13 protein-coding genes are annotated in these 18,713 nt (G+C 37.8%); 5 read left to right on the top strand and 8 right to left on the bottom strand.

What is annotated here, in order from left to right:
- Positions 1–43: 43 nt before the first annotated feature.
- The gene (recG, locus tag PVV65_RS01070; RefSeq protein WP_273788883.1) at positions 44–2,152 is read left to right on the top strand and encodes an ATP-dependent DNA helicase RecG; all 2,109 of its coding nucleotides are present in this window, start codon (positions 44–46) and stop codon (positions 2,150–2,152) included.
- 400 nt (positions 2,153–2,552) lie between these two features.
- On the opposite strand, the gene glmS is transcribed toward recG, so the two are convergent.
- The 5 genes from glmS to PVV65_RS01045 form a co-directional block, all read right to left on the bottom strand.
- Positions 2,553–4,376 carry a glutamine--fructose-6-phosphate transaminase (isomerizing) gene (gene glmS / locus PVV65_RS01065; protein WP_273754256.1) on the bottom strand — a complete coding sequence of 608 codons (1,824 nt, stop codon included), beginning with the start codon at positions 4,374–4,376 and terminating at the stop codon, positions 2,553–2,555.
- Positions 4,377–4,549: 173 nt separating this feature from the next.
- Positions 4,550–5,914, bottom strand: a complete 1,365-nt coding sequence (gene glmU / locus PVV65_RS01060; RefSeq protein WP_273788882.1) for a bifunctional UDP-N-acetylglucosamine diphosphorylase/glucosamine-1-phosphate N-acetyltransferase GlmU — start codon at positions 5,912–5,914, stop codon at positions 4,550–4,552.
- A 14-nt stretch (positions 5,915–5,928) separates the two neighbouring features.
- On the bottom strand, positions 5,929–6,735 hold the full coding sequence (locus tag PVV65_RS01055) for a cytochrome c biogenesis CcdA family protein (protein ID WP_273788982.1): 807 nt from the start codon (positions 6,733–6,735) through the stop codon (positions 5,929–5,931).
- A gap of 25 nt (positions 6,736–6,760) precedes the next feature.
- Complete coding sequence (locus PVV65_RS01050) at positions 6,761–7,744, bottom strand: carboxypeptidase regulatory-like domain-containing protein (protein WP_273754350.1); 984 nt, start codon at positions 7,742–7,744, stop codon at positions 6,761–6,763.
- Positions 7,745–7,784: 40 nt separating this feature from the next.
- Positions 7,785–8,108 carry an iron-sulfur cluster assembly accessory protein gene (locus PVV65_RS01045; protein ID WP_273754259.1) on the bottom strand — a complete coding sequence of 108 codons (324 nt, stop codon included), beginning with the start codon at positions 8,106–8,108 and terminating at the stop codon, positions 7,785–7,787.
- 111 nt (positions 8,109–8,219) lie between these two features.
- Between PVV65_RS01045 and PVV65_RS01040 the strand changes: the two genes are divergently transcribed.
- The 3 genes from PVV65_RS01040 (at position 8,220) to PVV65_RS01030 (ending at position 13,887) form a co-directional block, all read left to right on the top strand.
- On the top strand, positions 8,220–9,422 hold the full coding sequence (locus tag PVV65_RS01040; protein WP_273754260.1) for a deoxyguanosinetriphosphate triphosphohydrolase: 1,203 nt from the start codon (positions 8,220–8,222) through the stop codon (positions 9,420–9,422).
- Between the two features lie 30 nt (positions 9,423–9,452).
- Positions 9,453–11,210: an arginine--tRNA ligase gene (gene argS / locus PVV65_RS01035; protein WP_273788881.1), complete on the top strand. Its 1,758-nt coding sequence runs from the start codon at positions 9,453–9,455 to the stop codon at positions 11,208–11,210.
- A 151-nt stretch (positions 11,211–11,361) separates the two neighbouring features.
- Entirely contained in the window at positions 11,362–13,887 is a 2,526-nt protein-coding gene (locus PVV65_RS01030) for an SPOR domain-containing protein (RefSeq protein WP_273788880.1), read from the top strand.
- 171 nt (positions 13,888–14,058) lie between these two features.
- On the opposite strand, the gene PVV65_RS01025 is transcribed toward PVV65_RS01030, so the two are convergent.
- The gene (locus PVV65_RS01025) at positions 14,059–14,334 is read right to left on the bottom strand and encodes a hypothetical protein (RefSeq protein WP_273754266.1); all 276 of its coding nucleotides are present in this window, start codon (positions 14,332–14,334) and stop codon (positions 14,059–14,061) included.
- A gap of 311 nt (positions 14,335–14,645) precedes the next feature.
- Here PVV65_RS01025 and PVV65_RS01020 point away from each other — a divergent pair, with 311 nt between their 5' ends.
- Positions 14,646–15,752, top strand: a complete 1,107-nt coding sequence (locus PVV65_RS01020) for a branched-chain amino acid aminotransferase (RefSeq protein WP_273754267.1) — start codon at positions 14,646–14,648, stop codon at positions 15,750–15,752.
- A gap of 114 nt (positions 15,753–15,866) precedes the next feature.
- On the opposite strand, the gene glpX is transcribed toward PVV65_RS01020, so the two are convergent.
- Both glpX and PVV65_RS01010 read right to left on the bottom strand, forming a co-directional pair.
- Positions 15,867–16,853 (bottom strand): class II fructose-bisphosphatase, encoded by a 987-nt coding sequence (gene glpX / locus PVV65_RS01015; protein ID WP_273788879.1) that lies wholly within the window; start codon positions 16,851–16,853, stop codon positions 15,867–15,869.
- 136 nt (positions 16,854–16,989) lie between these two features.
- Entirely contained in the window at positions 16,990–18,306 is a 1,317-nt protein-coding gene (locus PVV65_RS01010) for a homoserine dehydrogenase (RefSeq protein WP_273788878.1), read from the bottom strand.
- Between the last annotated feature and the right edge of the window lie 407 nt (positions 18,307–18,713).

Genomic DNA, 18,713 nt, shown 5'->3' with positions numbered 1-18,713 from the left:
CTAAAGGTCTAGAAAAAACAAAAAGAGCAGGTTAAATTTCCTCATGCCTCCAAGTCTTCTTACCCCTCTTTTTAATTCTATTCGAACCCTTTCTGGTATTACACCTAAAGTCTATGGCTTACTGACAAAACTTTTAAATATTAATCCAACACAACGTGAAGCAACCCTTATTGATCTTCTTCAATTGATGCCCCATTCTGTTATAGACCGCAGAATGCGTCCCAGCATTGCTCATGCAAAAGAAGGAGAGACTGTTACGCTAGAAATTGTCATTGATCAACACCAGCCTCCACCCCGTGGTCATAATCGAATTCCCTATCGTGTTATTGCCCATGATCAAACAGGAAAAATAAATTTAGTCTTTTTTCATGCTCAGCCTCTTTGGCTCAAAAAACAACTCTCTGAAGGAAAAAAAGTCATTGTATCAGGAAAAGTTGAATGGTTTAATGGGCAACTTTCAATGGCCCATCCCGACCATATAATCCCGAGCGAACAATCAAATCAGATTCCTCTCATTGAACCTGTTTACTCCTCTACCGCCGGACTCGCCCCAAAGACGTTAAGACGTGCTATACAAAACGCTCTCGATTTTATTCCTCTTCTTCCAGAATGGATAGATGAAAATGTTAAAAAACAGCAAAATTTTTCTTCCTTTTCTGTTGCTTTACGCCGTATCCATGCCCCTATTAATCCCGATGATCTAGCTCTAGAAAGTACAGCACGTAAACGTCTTGCCTATGATGAACTCCTCGCTTGCCAATTGGCGCTAGGTCTTGTGCGTTTGAAAACCAAATCTCTTGTTGGAATTCCTCGACCATCAACGGAAATTTATACGAAAAAATTGCTTAATGTTCTCCCCTTTCAGCTCACAAAGGGACAGATAAAAGCAGTGGAAGACATTGCCAATGATCTTTCTTCACCAGAACCGATGCTAAGATTACTTCAAGGCGATGTAGGCGCAGGAAAAACAGTCGTGGCACTGATGGCAATGGCACAAATTGCTGAAAATTCAGGGCAATCAGCTTTAATGGCCCCCACAGAAGTGCTTGCTCGGCAACATTTTGCCACCATTGCCCCTCTTGCCGAAAAGATAGGCTTACAAACAACACTTTTAACAGGACGAGAAAAAGGAAAATTGCGGACAAATATTTTGAATGATATTTTGTCAGGTCAAGTTTCTATTGTCATTGGAACCCATGCTCTTATACAAGACAGCGTTACTTATAACAATCTCGCCTTAACCATTATCGATGAACAACACCGTTTTGGTGTGCATCAACGTATTGCCCTTACAGAAAAAGGCAATAAACCGGATATGCTGGTCATGACCGCCACGCCCATTCCCCGCACACTTGTCTTAACAGCTTTTGGTGACATGGATGTATCCAAAATTACAGAAAAACCAATGGGACGACAACCCATTACAACAGCAATGCTTTCTTTAAAACGTATGCATGAACTTATAGAACGAATCGCAATTGCACTCGAAAAAGAAGAAAAACTCTATTGGATTTGTCCTTTAGTGGAGGAATCGACAGCTCTTGATCTCACTTCAATTGAAAATCGTTTTGCGTTTCTTCATGAGCGCTTTGGAGCACGTGTTGGGATGATCCATGGTAAAATGTCTACAGCAGAAAAAGAAGCAGCTATGGCATCTTTTAAATGCGGAAATACACGTATTTTAGTTGCAACGACCGTCATTGAAGTAGGCGTGGATATTCCAGACGCTTCGATTATTATCATCGAACATGCAGAACATTTTGGCCTTTCACAATTGCACCAATTGCGTGGACGTGTAGGACGAGGCGATAAAAAATCTTCCTGTATTTTGCTCTATAAAGATCCACTCACCAAAACAGCGGCAAAACGCCTGAATATTATCCGCAATACAGAAGATGGTTTTGAAATTGCCGAAGAAGATTGGCGCTTGCGAGGCGAAGGAGAACTTTTAGGAACAAAACAATCTGGAGTTCCTGAATTTCATATAGCAAATCTTGCTGTTCACAGTGATCTTTTGTCAATAGCAAGAAAGGACGCACGCTTATTTTTACAACGTGATCCTCATCTTTCTTCTGAGCAAGGACAAGCTTTACGGTTACTCCTTTATCTTTTCGGACACAACAACGCTACACGCCTCTTACGAGCAGGATAATGATAGAAAAGACCTTTGTAAAAAATAAAAAAACACCTATGTAAATAGGCTACTCTTTCTTAGGATCATTCATAAATGATCTAACACACTCCCTACACCCATTTATGCTTCATGAAAGAATCACAAACCAACAGCAGCATCTTCTCTCACAATCTGGATGACTCTTGTATTAAAGGAGGAGAAGCATAATATGTTCTTTTGATCTTTGTCTTCATACATCTAATCCATTTTTTGATCGTTTAAGAAAATATTTTTTATTCTTTCATTAAGGATTTGGAATGAAAAATCCTATCTTTGGTATTTTCTTTCAACTGAGAAAAATGGAAGAAGAAATTATCATTATAAATCAATTTATTACACATGATTATTTTCTTAAAGTTCAGAAATATACAATCTATTTTTATTCAACGGTGACTGATTTTGCTAAATTACGCGGTTGATCAACATCTGTTCCTAATAAAACAGCCGTATGATAAGCGATTAACTGAATGGGGAGCGCATAAATAATAGGAGCAATAAATTCTGGAACAACGGGCAAAGTAATCGTTGATAAAGTCTTAAGAGAAGCTGATTCTGCTCCTTTTTTATCGGTTATCAAAATAATACGACCATTGCGCGCTCCTACTTCTTGCATATTAGACAAAGTTTTTTCAAACCAGCGATCATAAGGAGCTACAACAATAACGGGGATTGTCTCATCCACCAGTGCAATTGGTCCATGCTTCAACTCTCCCGCCGCATAACCTTCAGCATGAATATAAGAAAGCTCTTTCAGTTTAAGGGCTCCCTCCAATGCAATCGGATAAGAAGTTCCACGTCCCAGATAAAGAACACTTTTTGCATTCACCAAATCACGACAAAGAGCTTCAATTTTTCCTTCTAATTTTAAGACCTCATTTAAAATACGAGGAACTTCTGCCAATTGTTGAACCAGTTTCTGTTCCATTTGAACCGTGAGAGAGCCACGTTGTTTAGCGGCGCTAAGTGCGAGTGAAGCAAGTGTTGCCAATTGACAGGTAAAAGCTTTTGTTGAAGCAACACCAATTTCTGGTCCGGCTAGTGTTGGGAAAATAAAATCAGCCTCTCTTGCCATTGTGGATTGCTCAACATTCACAATTGTTGCCGTTTTTACACCCCGCTCACGACAATAACGTAAAGAAGCTAATGTATCTGCTGTTTCACCAGATTGAGAAACAAACAGCGATAACGCATCAGAGGTTATAGGAGGCTCACGATAACGAAACTCCGAAGCAACATCATTGTCAACACTTAAAGCGGCGTATTTTTCAAACCAATAGCGTGCAACTAAAGTTGAATAATAAGCCGTTCCACAACTCGCAAAAAGCAGTTGATGAATATTTTTCCAATCAATCAAATTTTCAAAAGATCGAACGGTATAATTTCCAAGATCAAGATAATGCGCCAAATTATGAGAAATCACTTCAGGTTGTTCAAACATTTCCTTGTGCATAAAATGACGATGATTACCCTTAGAAATCAATAAAGCCCCTTCAAGTAATGTTGTCATAGAACGTTTTACCGGTTGATTGTCTCCATCATAAATTGTGACGCCTTCTCGTGTGAGAACAGCCCAATCTCCATCTTCCAAATAGCTAATATGATCAACGAATGGAGCCAAAGAAATAGCATCTGATCCCACAAAAAATTCATCTTTTCCATAACCAATTGCCAACGGTGGACCAGACCGAGCCGCAATCATAAGGTTATCTTCACCTTCGAAAATAAGAGCAAGTGCAAAAGCCCCCTGCAGCCTTTTCCAACTGGTACACATAGCTTCTTGCGGAGAAAGACCACTTTTTAATGCACGCGTTATTAAATGTGCAATAACTTCCGTATCCGTCTCTGTTTCAAAGATATAACCATCTTCGATGAGTTCTTTTTGCAATTCTACAAAATTTTCAATAATACCATTATGCACAACCGCAAGCTTTTCGGTTATATGGGGATGTGCATTGCGTTCAACAGCAACGCCATGTGTTGCCCAACGGGTATGCCCAATCCCTAAATTTCCCTTCAGGGGTGTTTTTTTTAATTTTTCTTCTAAATGAACAAGCTTACCCTCAGCACGGACACGATAAAGATGCCCATTATAAACTGTTGCCACCCCAGATGAATCATACCCTCTGTATTCAAGACGTTTTAACCCCTCAAGCAAAGAAGATGCAACACAGCTCTTTCCAAGAATTCCAATAATTCCACACATTCAAAAGCTCCAACCCATATATCTTAAGGATTTAAATCTCATAAAACAATCTAACAGCCTTTATTTAAACGATAAATAATAAAATAATTTAAACATGGAGTACGGCAATCTTTAAGAATAATGCTCCTCTCCATCGTTAGATCGTACAAAACAAAGAAATAAACTGAAAATGGTCACTTTTTCTGTTTGTTTTTTGACAAGTTGTTCTCTAACAAACGCGCCCGAAATTTTGTTGCATAGCCTTCTTTTATAACCTGTCGTGCACGCCCAAAAGCCATACTGTTCATAGAAATATTTTCAGTAATAACACTTCCTGAAGCAACATAAGAACCATCCCCTATCACCAATGGAGAAACAAGCGCCGTATTAGACCCAACAAAAGCATGATCACCAATCGTAGTTTTATATTTGTTAAATCCGTCATAATTGCATGTAATCGTACCGGCCCCAATATTAGTATGTTCACCAATTTCGGCATCACCAATATAACTTAAATGATTAATTTTAGAAAATTCTCCTACCTTAGCTTGTTTGATTTCACAAAAATTTCCAATCTTTACGGATTTAGCCAACTCTGTTCTAGGACGCAAACGTGCATAGGGACCAATCTGTGCATCTTGACCCACCACAGCACCTTCGAGATAACTAAATGCATGAATCACAGCACCAGATTGTACTTTCACGCCCAATCCAAAATAAACATTTGGTTCTATAACCACCCCCGGTTCAATTTCTGTATCATAAGAAAAATAGACTGTTTCTGGTTTTAAGAGTATAACACCTGATAACATTAAATCACGCGCTTTACGTTTTTGCCACAAAGAATCAGCCTCAGAAAGCTCAAAACCGTTGTTAATTCCTACAATATTTTCAAAAGGAACTTCAACAACACGTACATCTAATCCTTCGCGGGAAGCAAGAGAAGCAATATCGGTTAAGTAATATTCCTTTTTCATATTGTTATTATCAACCTTCTCTAAAAGAGGAAGTGCATGTTTTCCACGTATAGCGAGTATTCCCCCATTGCAAAAAGAAATCTTTTTTTCTTCATTGCTCGCATCTTTTTCTTCAACAATTGCGATCAATTGACCATTTTTCTCGAGAAGGCGCCCATAACCTGTTGGATCTTGAGTATGAAAACCTGCAAAAACAACATCTGCTCCATCAGCAAGCTGTGCACGCATTTGACGCAAAGAATCTTGCTGAATGAGAGGCGTATCCCCAAAAACAATGAGAATATCATCCACTCCCTTTTGCAAAGCTAAACGAGCTGATAAAACAGCATGCGCCGTTCCTAAACGCTCTTTTTGCTCAAAAATCATCACATCTTTTACAAATGACTGAACAATATGTACAACCTCTTGAGCACCAAATCCCACAATGACAGCCAATTGTGAAGATCCTGCCAATTCTATTTGTTTTAGAACATGGCATATAAGAGGCAATCCAGCAATTTTATGAAGCACCTTAGGGAGAGACGACTTCATACGCGTTCCCTCACCTGCAGCAAGAACAATAGAAAGACAACTTCTAACCATAAAAACACATAAAACTAACGAGAAAATCCAAAAAAGTTCATAATATCGTAGAAACGAATATCTTCAACATAACTCAATGAAGGGTAATGTTCTAAAAGCCAAAACGAAAGGTCCTGCATAGAGCCTGTTAAAAACAAAATTCCAGTAAGAATAAGAAAAACACCAATAATTTTTTCAACTTTCCCTAAATGAATACGAAAAGCTGCTAAAAACCGCATAAAACGACTGGAAAATAAAGCAGCCAATACAAAAGGAACAGCAAGACCTAATGCATAAACTGCTAATAGAATAGCGCCCTCACCAACAGTTTCTTTTGTTCCAGCAAGCGTTATAATAGTCCCTAAAATGGGGCCAATACACGGTGTCCAACCAAAGGCAAAAGCTAACCCAATAACATAAGCTCCTAAAGGACCAGCAGGTGTTTTATGAGTCTGAAAACGCGCTTCACGAAATAAAAACGAAATTTTGAAAAGCCCTAAAAAATTTAAACCAAAAATAATAATGATTACCCCAGCAGCAAGTGCAAACCAATCACGATAATAACCAATGAATTTACCAATTGTACTTGCACTAGCACCTAAAGCAACAAAAACAGTGGTAAACCCAAGAACAAAAGCGATAACAGAAGACAATAAAGCCCACCGTATAAAGACTTTCTCATCACGTTTTTCTGACCGAAAATCATCAATACCAATCCCGGCCATATAGCATAAGTAAGGAGGAACTAATGGCAAAACACATGGCGACAAAAAAGAGAGAGCCCCCGCAAAAAATACACCAACTGTTGAAATTTCAATCAAAACGCACACCCCATCTTTCATCACGGTTTAGTTCTATGAACAACGATCAATCTATATCTTCATCAATTCGTTGCATATTTTGTTCATTCGCCACCACGCTTATATCTTCATCATGACCAGAAACGACAGAAAAAACCTTTTGATAAATTTTATCTTTATTTTTAGCAATGGCAATATACTCTCCCTCGGCTAATACGAGTGAAACATAAGCCCCAACTGTTTCATAAACAATATCACCAGAATCATTAGCAAGAGACCAACTTGTATCTGCAAGCGCTTCTCCTCCTTCTTGTCGTACCAGTTTTAATACAATTTGAGCGGCCTGATGTTCAAGAGTAACTTCCGTTATTTTACCAGCCTCTACTTGAATATCCGAACGCACCGTCGCATTAATGGAGCCATAATGAGAAGCAACATGGTAGCGGCCAGCTTTTAAACGCACAACAGATTGAGGTTTAACGTTTGATAAAATTATCCCCGTATCATCATTTTCTTTTTCATCCTCATAGATCGTGAAACGTAATTCCTTTCTATTGATTTCACCATTGAGCAGTGTCGCATTTAAAATAAGTCCACCTGCCTCAAGATAAAAACTTTTCACAAGACTCTGCCCATTTTCTAGACGAATATAGCGCACAGCACTCATATGACCAAATGAAACATGAACAAGGTAGCTTCCTGATTCGAGATCAAAACGCGCACTTCCCCCCTTATAGCTTGCCACTAATGGTAATTTATTATCAATCCCTAAAATAGGGGCATAAACCCGCCACACAAGCCCTTTTTCAATATCTTGACGGCTATTTGTTAATCGAGCATTCAAAATGAGTTGTGCTTGAGATGCTAAACTCTCTTTTTCCTGCTCTTGGGGCTTTAGAATGAAACTCCGTGATGGTCCCTGCTGCTGATCTACTCCTTCTTCACAAAAAGCATAGTGGCTCCAGATCAATAAAGTAAGCACCACGCATAACCGCACACATCGGTGCACTGTTTTTATAAGATTAGCCATTTTTACATTGTTGACCAACATGATATTTTTTTCAAGAAACAATATAACAAAGTCCCCACTCTCAAATTGAAAAACTTACACCACAACCACATGATGATACAGCATTGGGATTATGAATCTGAAAAGACTGCCCCATAAGATCATCAACAAAGTCAATCTCAGCTCCTTCCATGAAGGGAATCGATAGTGAATCAATAAGTACAATTGCCCCATCTTTTTTGAAAACGAGGTCATCTTTACCCATTTCAGAAACCAAATCATATTTATAAGAAAAACCAGAACACCCCCCTCCTTCAACAGAAATACGTAAGGCTATTTTATCGGGTTCACGCAAAAGTATCTGTACAATTTGCTGAGCAGCAGCATCTGAAATTTTCACATTCATTTTATATATCCTTGCATTAAACCACCAAGAAAGAGTATCTCACACTATTAAAGAGAAAATTTATTCATCATAAACCACTCTCAATTTTAAGATGATAATGGACAGCTTGCAATGGATATAGGCACGATCAACTTCAATTACCAATCTCGAGCGCTCTACAGTGCTCACCCGCAAACAAGCCGTGGACGATTATTCCATGAAATGATGAGCTCTACACGTTCACCCTTTCAACGAGATAGAGATCGTATTATCCATTCTAATGCATTTCGACGTCTTAAACATAAAACGCAAGTTTTTATTGCAGATGAAAGCGATCATTATCGTACCCGCCTTACCCATTCCATAGAGGTTTCCCAAATTGCACGAACCCTTGCTCGGGCTCTGTATCTTGATGAAGATCTTGCCGAAGCCATTGCTCTTGTACATGATTTTGGGCACACACCCTTTGGCCATGCAGGAGAAGAAGCTCTCAATGAAGCCATGGCTCATTATGGCGGCTTCGACCATAATGCACAAGCCTTACGTATTGTTACAAAACTAGAACAGCGCTATGCAAATTTTGATGGACTTAACCTTACATGGGAAACCCTCGAAGGACTTGTAAAGCATAACGGGCCTCTTTTAGGTCCTCACGCGAAGAATAAAGAAGTTCCCACCGACATTTTACAATACAATGCAAAGCAAGATCTTGCACTCGATTGTTTTGCAGGACTAGAAGCGCAATGTGCTGCGATTGCAGATGATATCGCATACAATGCCCATGATATTGATGATGGTTTACGATCGCAATTTTTAACCCTCGATCAATTTGAACAAGTTTCACTAACAGCAGCCATCTTAAAAGATATAACCGATGAGCATCCCCATCTCGACCAAGCACGACGCAGTTACACACTTGTACGAAGACAAATCACAACCATGGTCGAAGATGTTATCAAACAATCACATAAAAACTTAGCACGCATCAAACCAACCAGTATAAACGATATTTACCAAGCAAAACAAACTATTGTTACCTTTTCACCATCAATGACCGTTTACGAAAAAGAACTAAAAAACTTTCTTTTTAAAAATCTTTATTATCACGAACAAGTTCTTAGTCGTCGCAATACAGCAAAATGCATTGTACAAAAATTATTCAATTGTTATTATGAAAATCCAAATACAATGCCTGAAAGTTGGTGCAAAAAAACAGTGCACTTAAAAAATCAAGAGTTAGCACGTCTGATTGCTGACTTTCTTTCAGGGATGACTGATCATTATGCTTTACGTGAATATCACCGTTTATTTGACCATACAGATCATTTCGTTTAATGGCTTTTAGCATCATTATGGAAGCTCAATATGAACATCTTTAAAAACTTCGAAAAAAAAATTAAAAAATCAATTGAATTATCTGATATAAAAGAAAAAAGTAGAGAAGATCTAGATTTAACAAAAATCACCGTTGATCCCCCACGTGATCCCTCCCATGGTCATTTATCAACCAATGCTGCTATGGTGCTTGCAAAATCTATTGGGATGGGGCCCCGCGCTCTTGCCGATAAAATCATAGAACTGCTTAAAAATGATTCCTCTATCGAGAATATTGATGTTGCCGGTCCTGGTTTTATCAACATCAAGCTTACAAAATTATTTTGGCAAGATGCTGTAAAATCCATGCTTGAATTAGGTCTTTCTTATGGTCGCATCCCTATAGGACAAGGAAAACGTGTCAATGTTGAATATGTCTCAGCAAATCCGACGGGCCCTATGCATGTAGGACATTGTCGCGGCGCTGTTGTTGGGGATGTTCTCTCTAATTTGCTACAATTTACGGGCTATAACATCACGAAAGAATATTATATCAATGATGCTGGTCAACAAATCGAAGTCCTCGCTCACTCCGTACTGTTGCGCTATCGTGAAGCTCTTGGACAAAAAATTAATGAAATTCCAGAGGGTCTCTATCCTGGAGAGTACTTGATACCATTAGGTCAATCTTTGGCTCAAGAGTTTGGTGATCAACTCCTCATCATGGATAAAGATAAAGCCTTATCTCTTGTGAAAGAACGGGCAATTCAGGCAATGATGTCCATGATTCGCGAGGATTTGGCGGCTCTTAATATTTATCATGATATCTTTTTTTCTGAGCGAATACTTTACGCAGATAATGCCCGCGCTATTCGTAACACCATTAACGACCTCACTTTAAATGGTTATATCTATAAAGGAAAACTCCCCCCTCCCAAAGGACAAAATATAGAAGATTGGGAACCAAGCGAACAAACTTTGTTTCGTTCAACAAATGTTGGTGATGATCAAGACCGTGTTTTGATTAAATCCGATGGTTCTTACACTTATTTTGCTGCTGATGTTGCTTATTTTCGGGATAAATTTAATCGTCATTTTGATGAAATGATTTATATTTTAGGTGCAGACCATGCTGGCTATGTAAAGCGACTAGAAGCCATGGCAAAAGCAATTTCTGGGGATGAAGCCATACTAAGTGTTTTCTTATGTCAATTGGTAAAACTCTTTCGCAATGGTCAACCTGTGCGCATGTCAAAAAGAGCAGGATCATTTGTCACTCTAAGAGATGTCGTTGAGGAAGTTGGTCGTGATCCAGTGCGTTTTATGATGTTATACCGCAAATGCGAAGCTCCTCTTGATTTTGATTTTGCAAAAGTAACAGAACAATCAAAAGATAACCCTATCTTTTACGTACAATATGCAAGTGCACGTTGTCACTCAGTCTTTCGTCAAGCACAAGAAGTGCTTCATATTGAGAGTTTTTCAGAGGACATATTGATCCCCCATCTTCATCGACTAACAGATGACAATGAAATATTATTAATACGCAAACTTTCTGAATATCCGCGTATCATTGAACAAGCGGTCATTCATAAAGAACCCCATCGATTAGCGTTTTATCTTTATGATCTTGCCTCCTGCTTTCACACACATTGGAATAAAGGGAGCGAAAATCTCAATTTACGCTTTATTCAGCCTAATGATAAAGAGTTATCCTTTGCAAGATTGGGCTTGATACAAGCTGTTATCAATATTTTATCATCAGGACTTAGCATCATAGGAGTCGAGGCCCCAATAGAAATGCGTTGAAAAAGTTCTATAAATACATACAATAGATACTTTATTGGTAAACTTTTTCATGTATCCTTGCATGAGAGGGGGAAAATTTATAATTTTAATATAACAAATCAAAATTAACCATTGATTGCACGTGAGTGTAAATCATTATGTGAGAAAAGCTATGAGCGATAACGATCGCAAAAATCCGCACGAAACAAAACACGATCATGAACACCATGATCCTTTAGAAAGACTTACGCGCATTTTTAATCCGACCAAACAAAGCGGAAACCAAAATGAGCACTCTTCTTTACAGACAGATCGCTCGACATCTCATTCCAAAACATCATCCCCTGATGATGATTTTGATTTGTCTTTCCTAGAAGAAGAACTTGAAAATAATTTAACACACGACTTACCGTTTGATGATCAAAAAAAGCAATGGAACTTGCATGCAACCAGCGACGCAAGAGCCTCAGATATTGCACAAACTGATTCTTTCAACCATACAAAACAAAATAATTTATCTGAAGAAAAATATTCTTCACCGACCAGTCATGATGAAGAACAAATTTTAGACGCGCTTTCTCCATTACCAATCCAAAAGAATCACCAAAAGAATCAATTGTCTCAACAGAAAAAAACAGCACCAACTGCTCATTCTTTTTTTGAAAAAAGAAATTTTATCTCACAATCAGAATCAGAAAATTTCTTTTTTAATGAATCTGAAAGACGCGAAAATAAGAGAGATGAGACAGAAACTGTTGAAAGAACCAATCGTTTTTCACAAACGACCTCACAACAGCCTGAGACTTCGAATGTACAAAAAACTTATGATGATAATCAAAACTTCTATGATCCTTCCAGAAACCATCCCTATAACATTTCAGAGGATCAAGAAAATTTGCCCAAAAAAAATTATACGGATGTTTCCTCTTCTCCGGAAGCAAATAAGTCTTTTTCATCTTCTAACCTTGTGTCAGAAAGACAAAACACAGCAAAAAATCAGACAGCAAGTGGCTTCTCCTCCCCTTTGGATTCAACACACGTTGACAGACAATCTTATTTAGAGGGATCTTCACAAGAAGATCATACAACCAATTATCCCCATTTTTTTGAAGAAAATCCTTCACAACAAGAAGCTTACAGTGAAAAAGTTCCAACATATAATGAAGCTCAAACCCAATACATCAATAAGCCTGAGAATGTCTCTAACCCAAACAGAGAAATTTCATATAACCAAAATAATTTAGACGAGTTTTTTTCCTCATCAAAACCTTTTAATACAAAACAAACAGAGAGCTTTTTTGCCCATAACTATACACACAGAGATACACCCCCACCCAATGTTGATACTTATAAATTTTCGGAAGAAATCGTAGAAAAAACTGGTCCTATTATGGTTCCAAAAGTCCCGTATGAAGCCCCAGAATATGATGTACCAACAGGTGGTTTGGAAGAAGAATTTGCAGATGTACTCAATGTAGGACATGTTCCAACAGATAATTTTTCTCAAAAACAACAGAAAAATGAAACTTTCAACGAAGTTTTTCATCAAACTATGCAAAATTCAAAAGAAGGGGTTTATATAAATTCTAAAGAACAAAATGCCGACTATTTTTCTGATGCCAATATCGAATATAATTCTCCCTCTTTGAGTGAGAATTCACTATACGCAGGCTCAGATGGAATCCCTACATCTCCCTCAGCACCTCCTCTCCTTAAAAGTTCTATTTTCAGTAAAGTTTTCATCAAAGGTATTTTTCTTCTTATTTTAGTAGCCATTGGGTTTACTGGTTATTATTATTTTTTCATGTCATCACAGAAAAATGAAGAAAGGGTCATTATCCACGCTGATAATACACCTTTTAAATTCAAACCAGAAACAACTGAAACGAAAAATGATGTTGCCCATAATTTAGATGTCTATAAACAAACAACTGGGCAGAATGACAAACAAGAAAATACACAACAATTTCTTATCGATAGCTCTGAGCAACCTGATAACTTAGAGGGATTAAATCCAGAAGAGTCTCCAAATGTTTCATCATCTTCTTCGACTAAATCTGATGTTGAGGATGCAGTCACTGAAGCTATCCATCATACTATTCCAACGCAAGAAGTAAAAACCGTTATTGTCAATCAAGATGGTACAATTACACTGGCTCCTGTACATCAAACAGAGAGTAAAACTGCTGCTCAAGCTACTCAATCCATTGATCAAATTCCTGACGATCTTCAAGAGTCATCCGCTGTTTTGTCGCATAATTCCGATAAAAAAGACCAAGAAAGTGATTATGATCTCAAAAATAATATTGATAAAATAATCGCTGAAAATACTTCTGATGAGAATATTGAAGAAAAATTTATCCCAATTCCTTCCCATGCAGAGAGAAATGCAGAAGTCGAAACGCACACCGCCACTCGCCCCACATCAGAAAATAGAGTTTTACCACAAAATTCAGAGAGTTATTATGTACAACTTTCCTCTCAACCAACGCATGAGTTAGCTAGAGATTCTTTGAAAAATATGAAATCCAAATTTGGATTCATTATCGGGTCTCGTCCTTTAAATATTCAGTCGGCTTTTATACCAGGAAAAGGAACCTATTACCGTGTCCGTATTCAAACGCAGAACCGTGATGAAGCCATAATCCTTTGTGAAACCATTAAAAATTCTGGTGGAAATTGCTTCGTAACACGCTAAACCAATCATGTAACGGTTGTTAAAACCGTTACATGATTTATTTCAATGATTTATCAGAAACTTCAGAAATTAAAATCATCTCCATCTTTTTGGCTTATGTATTTACCTCAACTTTATTCTTTAATCTGCATCAATTTTCGCCTTATTTAAAAGATTATGTTTCAAAAAAAATCACTGCGTACTCTTATAGGTATAAGGTACAGGAGGGGTTGAATTTAAATCTTTTTGAGGCGTTGTTATGCTCTGACTTGTTTGTGGAGTATTATAATGTGAACTATGTTCAGGAGGTCTTGCAAAAAAAGATCCTAAAAAACCAAAAACAAACCAAATAATAACCAGAGCAAGAAGAATAGCAAAAATACCCTTAGCGATTGAAACACGCTGTTCATGATCTTTTCTTTCTTCAGCCATACGTTCTTCATATGTGTGATAATTTTTATCAATCATAGTGGATTCCTTTTCTCAATCCCCTTAACCTTAAAATTTTTAGAAAATATGCATATATGAAATCATTCAGATACTTATTTTGAGAAAACGATAAAGAAAGATAAAGGTTCCAGATACCTTTATTAAAGTGAGGAAAGAGAACCGAGAATAGAATTAAAATATCTACCATAACCTTTGAACGCTATAATAAAACCCTTTGCGTTCTACAATAAAACATTGACACAAAGGATTTGCTAATAATAGAGTCATGAGCGAAATATCTCGTTATTTTTATTAAATAAAAAATAAAACAGTCTCAAAAGGTTTTTCTTATGAAATCTCCCATATCATCACTTCCCTTTACAATAGAAAAGAACCCATCACCTCTATCAGAAAAAAAACGTGAAGAAATTTTAAAAAGTCCCGGTTTTGGTCAATTCTTTACAGACCATATGTGCACTATTCAGTGGACAGAAGACAAAGGCTGGCATAACGCCGTTATTTCTCAATACAAAGCTTTAGAAATTAACCCTGCAAGTACCGTTTTGCATTATGGACAGGAAATTTTTGAGGGTTTAAAAGCATATCGTGCAAAAGATGGACGCATCTTGCTCTTCCGTCCTGATGCTAATGCACAAAGATTTATAGAGTCAGCACACCGGTTAGCGATGCCAGAATTACCAAAAGATATTTTTCTGGATGCCGTTCATCAATTAGTAAAAATTGATCAAAAGTGGGTTTCTGATCATCCTAACGTAAGCCTCTACATTCGTCCATTTATGTTTGGTAATGAAAACTTTTTGGGCGTTCGCCCTTCTCAAGAATATCTTTTTTGTATCATAGCCTCTCCAGTTGAATCCTATTTCAAAGGAGAGGAAAAGTCTGTCAGCGTCTGGATTGAAACAGAGTATAGTCGTGCAGGTCCAGGAGGAACAGGTGCTGCTAAATGTGGTGGAAACTATGCAGCCAGCTTACTTGCACAAAAAAGTGCGATTGAAAACAATTGTAGCCAAGTGCTCTTCCTTGATATGGTTGAACATACATGGATTGAAGAACTTGGCGGTATGAATGTCTGCTTTATTATGGACAATAATACACTCGTAACCCCTCCCCTTAATGGAACAATCCTTCCGGGAATAACACGTCATTCAATTTTACAGTTGGCTAAACAAATGGGATTAACGATAGAAGAGCGTCCTTATTCTTTTGCATCGCTTCAAGAAGATGTAAAGAGTGGACAACTTAAAGAAGTTTTTGCTTGTGGTACAGCTGCCGTTGTCACATCAATCGGCCGTTTTAGATATAAAGGAGGAGAATTTATTATTGGAAATGAAACAGTTGGAGAAGTCACAAAGCAACTTCAAGCACAATTGGTTGGTCTTCAAAAAGGAAATATAGAAGATAAAAATGGCTGGGTTTATTCTGTCCAGCTCTCATAATAAGACGATATTCTCATATCTATAAAGGCTTCCATGAAGATATATCGGCCTTCATGGAAGTGTTCGTGCTAAAAGTAATCTCTCTATTTTTTAGGGATGACAAAAAGGAAAACATTAATCAAATTTCGAATGATCTCTATGCTTTGCTTTAATATTGCGAACTGTCCCCGTATGAGAACGCATTACAAGAGTTTCCGTTTGAATGTAGCGAGGCGTGAATTTAACACCAGACAGCATGTTACCATCTGTCACCCCTGTCGCTGAGAACAAAACGTCACCCTTTGCCATTTCTTCCATTGTATAAACCTTATTGGGATCACTAATCCCCATTTTGGCTGCACGAGCAATTTTCTCTTCTGTATCAAGCAACAAACGACCTTGCATCTGTCCTCCAATGCAGCGTAAAGCAGCAGACGCTAAAACACCCTCTGGAGCACCACCAATTCCCATATAAATATCAATACCTGTTTCTTCTGGATCAGTTGTATCAATAACAGCAGCAACATCTCCATCACCAATCAAGCGAATCGATGCCCCTGTCTTTCGCACTTGCTCAATCAGTTTTTCATGACGAGGCCTATCCATAATACAAACAGTAATCTGATTAACAGCCACACCTTTAGCCTTTGCAAGAGCATGAATATTATCGGTAGGACAAGCATCTATATCCACCAATCCCTTTGGATAACCAGGACCAATAGCAATTTTGTTCATATAAACATCAGGAGCATAAAGGAGGTTACCTTTTTCAGCAATAGCAATCACTGCCAAAGAATTGGCAAGATTTTTAGCACAAAGTGTTGTTCCTTCCAATGGATCAAGTGCAATATCGATCGCCAGTCCATTTTGAAGACCTACTTTTTCTCCAATATAAAGCATGGGCGCTTCATCCCGCTCACCTTCGCCAATCACCACTGTACCCTCAATAGGCAATCGATTAAGTTCCTGCCGCATTGCATCTACAGCAGCTTGATCGGCTGCCTTTTCATCGCCACGTCCGCGCCAGCGCGCAGCAGCAACAGCAGCACGTTCAGTGACACGTACCAATTCAAGTGTCAAAATACGATCAAGTCCATTTAAAATCTTCTGAGTTGTGGGCATATGAAAAAATCCTACCGAATAAATACCAGAAAAAATATGAGTTCTTAATTAAGCTCTAAAAATAAAGCTTTTGACAAAGATGAAAACTTTCCACAAGAGATAAAAATATTCCAACTTGTCTTATCAAGATAAGTTATCAATTCTCTGCCATACGTTCAATACGAATGAATTGAGATTTTGCAACAAGATGTCCATCTTTTTCAATTTCTGCAAGTGCCTGTCGTACATTCACTTCTGTTGTTTCATGCGTGATTAAAATAATCGTTTTTTCAATCTGATTTTCTATAAAAGGTCTTTGAACAATCGACTCTAGCGAAATATGATTATCAGCCATATGCCTTGCAACCGCGGCAAAAACACCAGCACGATCATGAACATTTAAACGTATAAAATAGCCCCCTGCATGATGTGAAATGCGTGCTTTTTTATGAGGAGAAAGCTTTAAAGCTGGACGTCTTAAAACAGGTGCATAGTGAAAACCAGAACGTGCTTTTGCTATATCAGCCAAATCACCAATAACAGCTGATGCTGTTGCCATTCCTCCAGCGCCAGGACCAGAAAACAATAATTCACCTAATAAATCACTTTGAATAGAAAGAGCATTGGTTACACCATTGATCTGTGCAATCATTGAGGATATTGGGACCATTGTTGGGTGAACGCGTTGCTCTATTCCAGAATCCGTTTTTAAAGCAACCCCTAAAAGCTTAATTCGATATCCCAATTCATCAGCCGCCCGAATATCAATTTGCGAAATATTATGAATTCCTTCAACATAAACATCATCCAACGAAACAGCTGTTCCAAATGCCAAGCTTGTTAACAAAGCTAATTTATGAGCGGTATCATTTCCCTCAATATCAAAAGTTGGATCTGCTTCAGCATACCCCAATCTTTGTGCATCTGCTAAACAATCTTTGAATGAAAGGCCTTCTGTAAACATGCGTGTTAATATATAATTACAGGTTCCATTGAGAATACCATAAATCCGCGATATATGATTACTGACAAGCGATTCTCTCATCGCTTTAATGACAGGGATTCCCCCTGCGACAGCTGCTTCAAAATGAAGAAAAACGCCTTTTTGTTCTGCAATTATAGCTAGCTCTACCCCATATCGAGCGAGAAGAGCTTTATTGGCTGTTACAACATGATGTCCTGCCTCAAGTGCACTCTTAACAGCAGTATATACAATATCCAATTCACCACCAATTAACTCGACAAAAACATCAATCTCGTCAAAAGCAGCCATCTCCACAGGTGAATCAAACCATCTCATATTACTGAGATCAATTCCACGATCACGGCCTTTATCGCGCGCACTAACAGCAACGACTTTGATGGATCGCCCACACTGACAAGCCAAACTATTCGCTTTTTCACATAGAGCTCGAACAACTGAGGTACCAACCGTACCAAGTCCCGCAATACCAACTTTTAAAGCTTCTGCCATTATCTAACCATTGATCCCTATCCATCTTGAAAAATCGTTTACTGGCAACAAAAAGAATATTGATATCCATCAGGACAAAAGAAATCCCCTGCTCCCTCCATACTTTTTTCTAATAGCATTATCCCCGCTTGTTCAATCAAAATTCCTAAAAATACAAATATTTATTTTCTTTTAAAATTTTAAAACCTCTATAAAAGATCTAATTCAAAATGAAAATCTACAAAATTGATAAATGCAAATTACCGTAAAAAAAATTGCTTTGTTTTTAAAAAGTAAAAGCCTTCTCATAAAAACTAATCTCTATCAACAAGGGATAGAAAAAATCTCTCACAAAGTAATCAATAATACGCAAAAGAATATCGAATATTTGGTAACAAATACAAACATATCTGTTCCAAATCAACAAG

This window comes from Bartonella sp. ML70XJBT (assembly GCF_028618425.1).
Classification (GTDB): Bacteria; Pseudomonadota; Alphaproteobacteria; order Rhizobiales; family Rhizobiaceae; genus Bartonella.
This window is presented reverse-complemented; position numbering and strand designations above follow the sequence as displayed.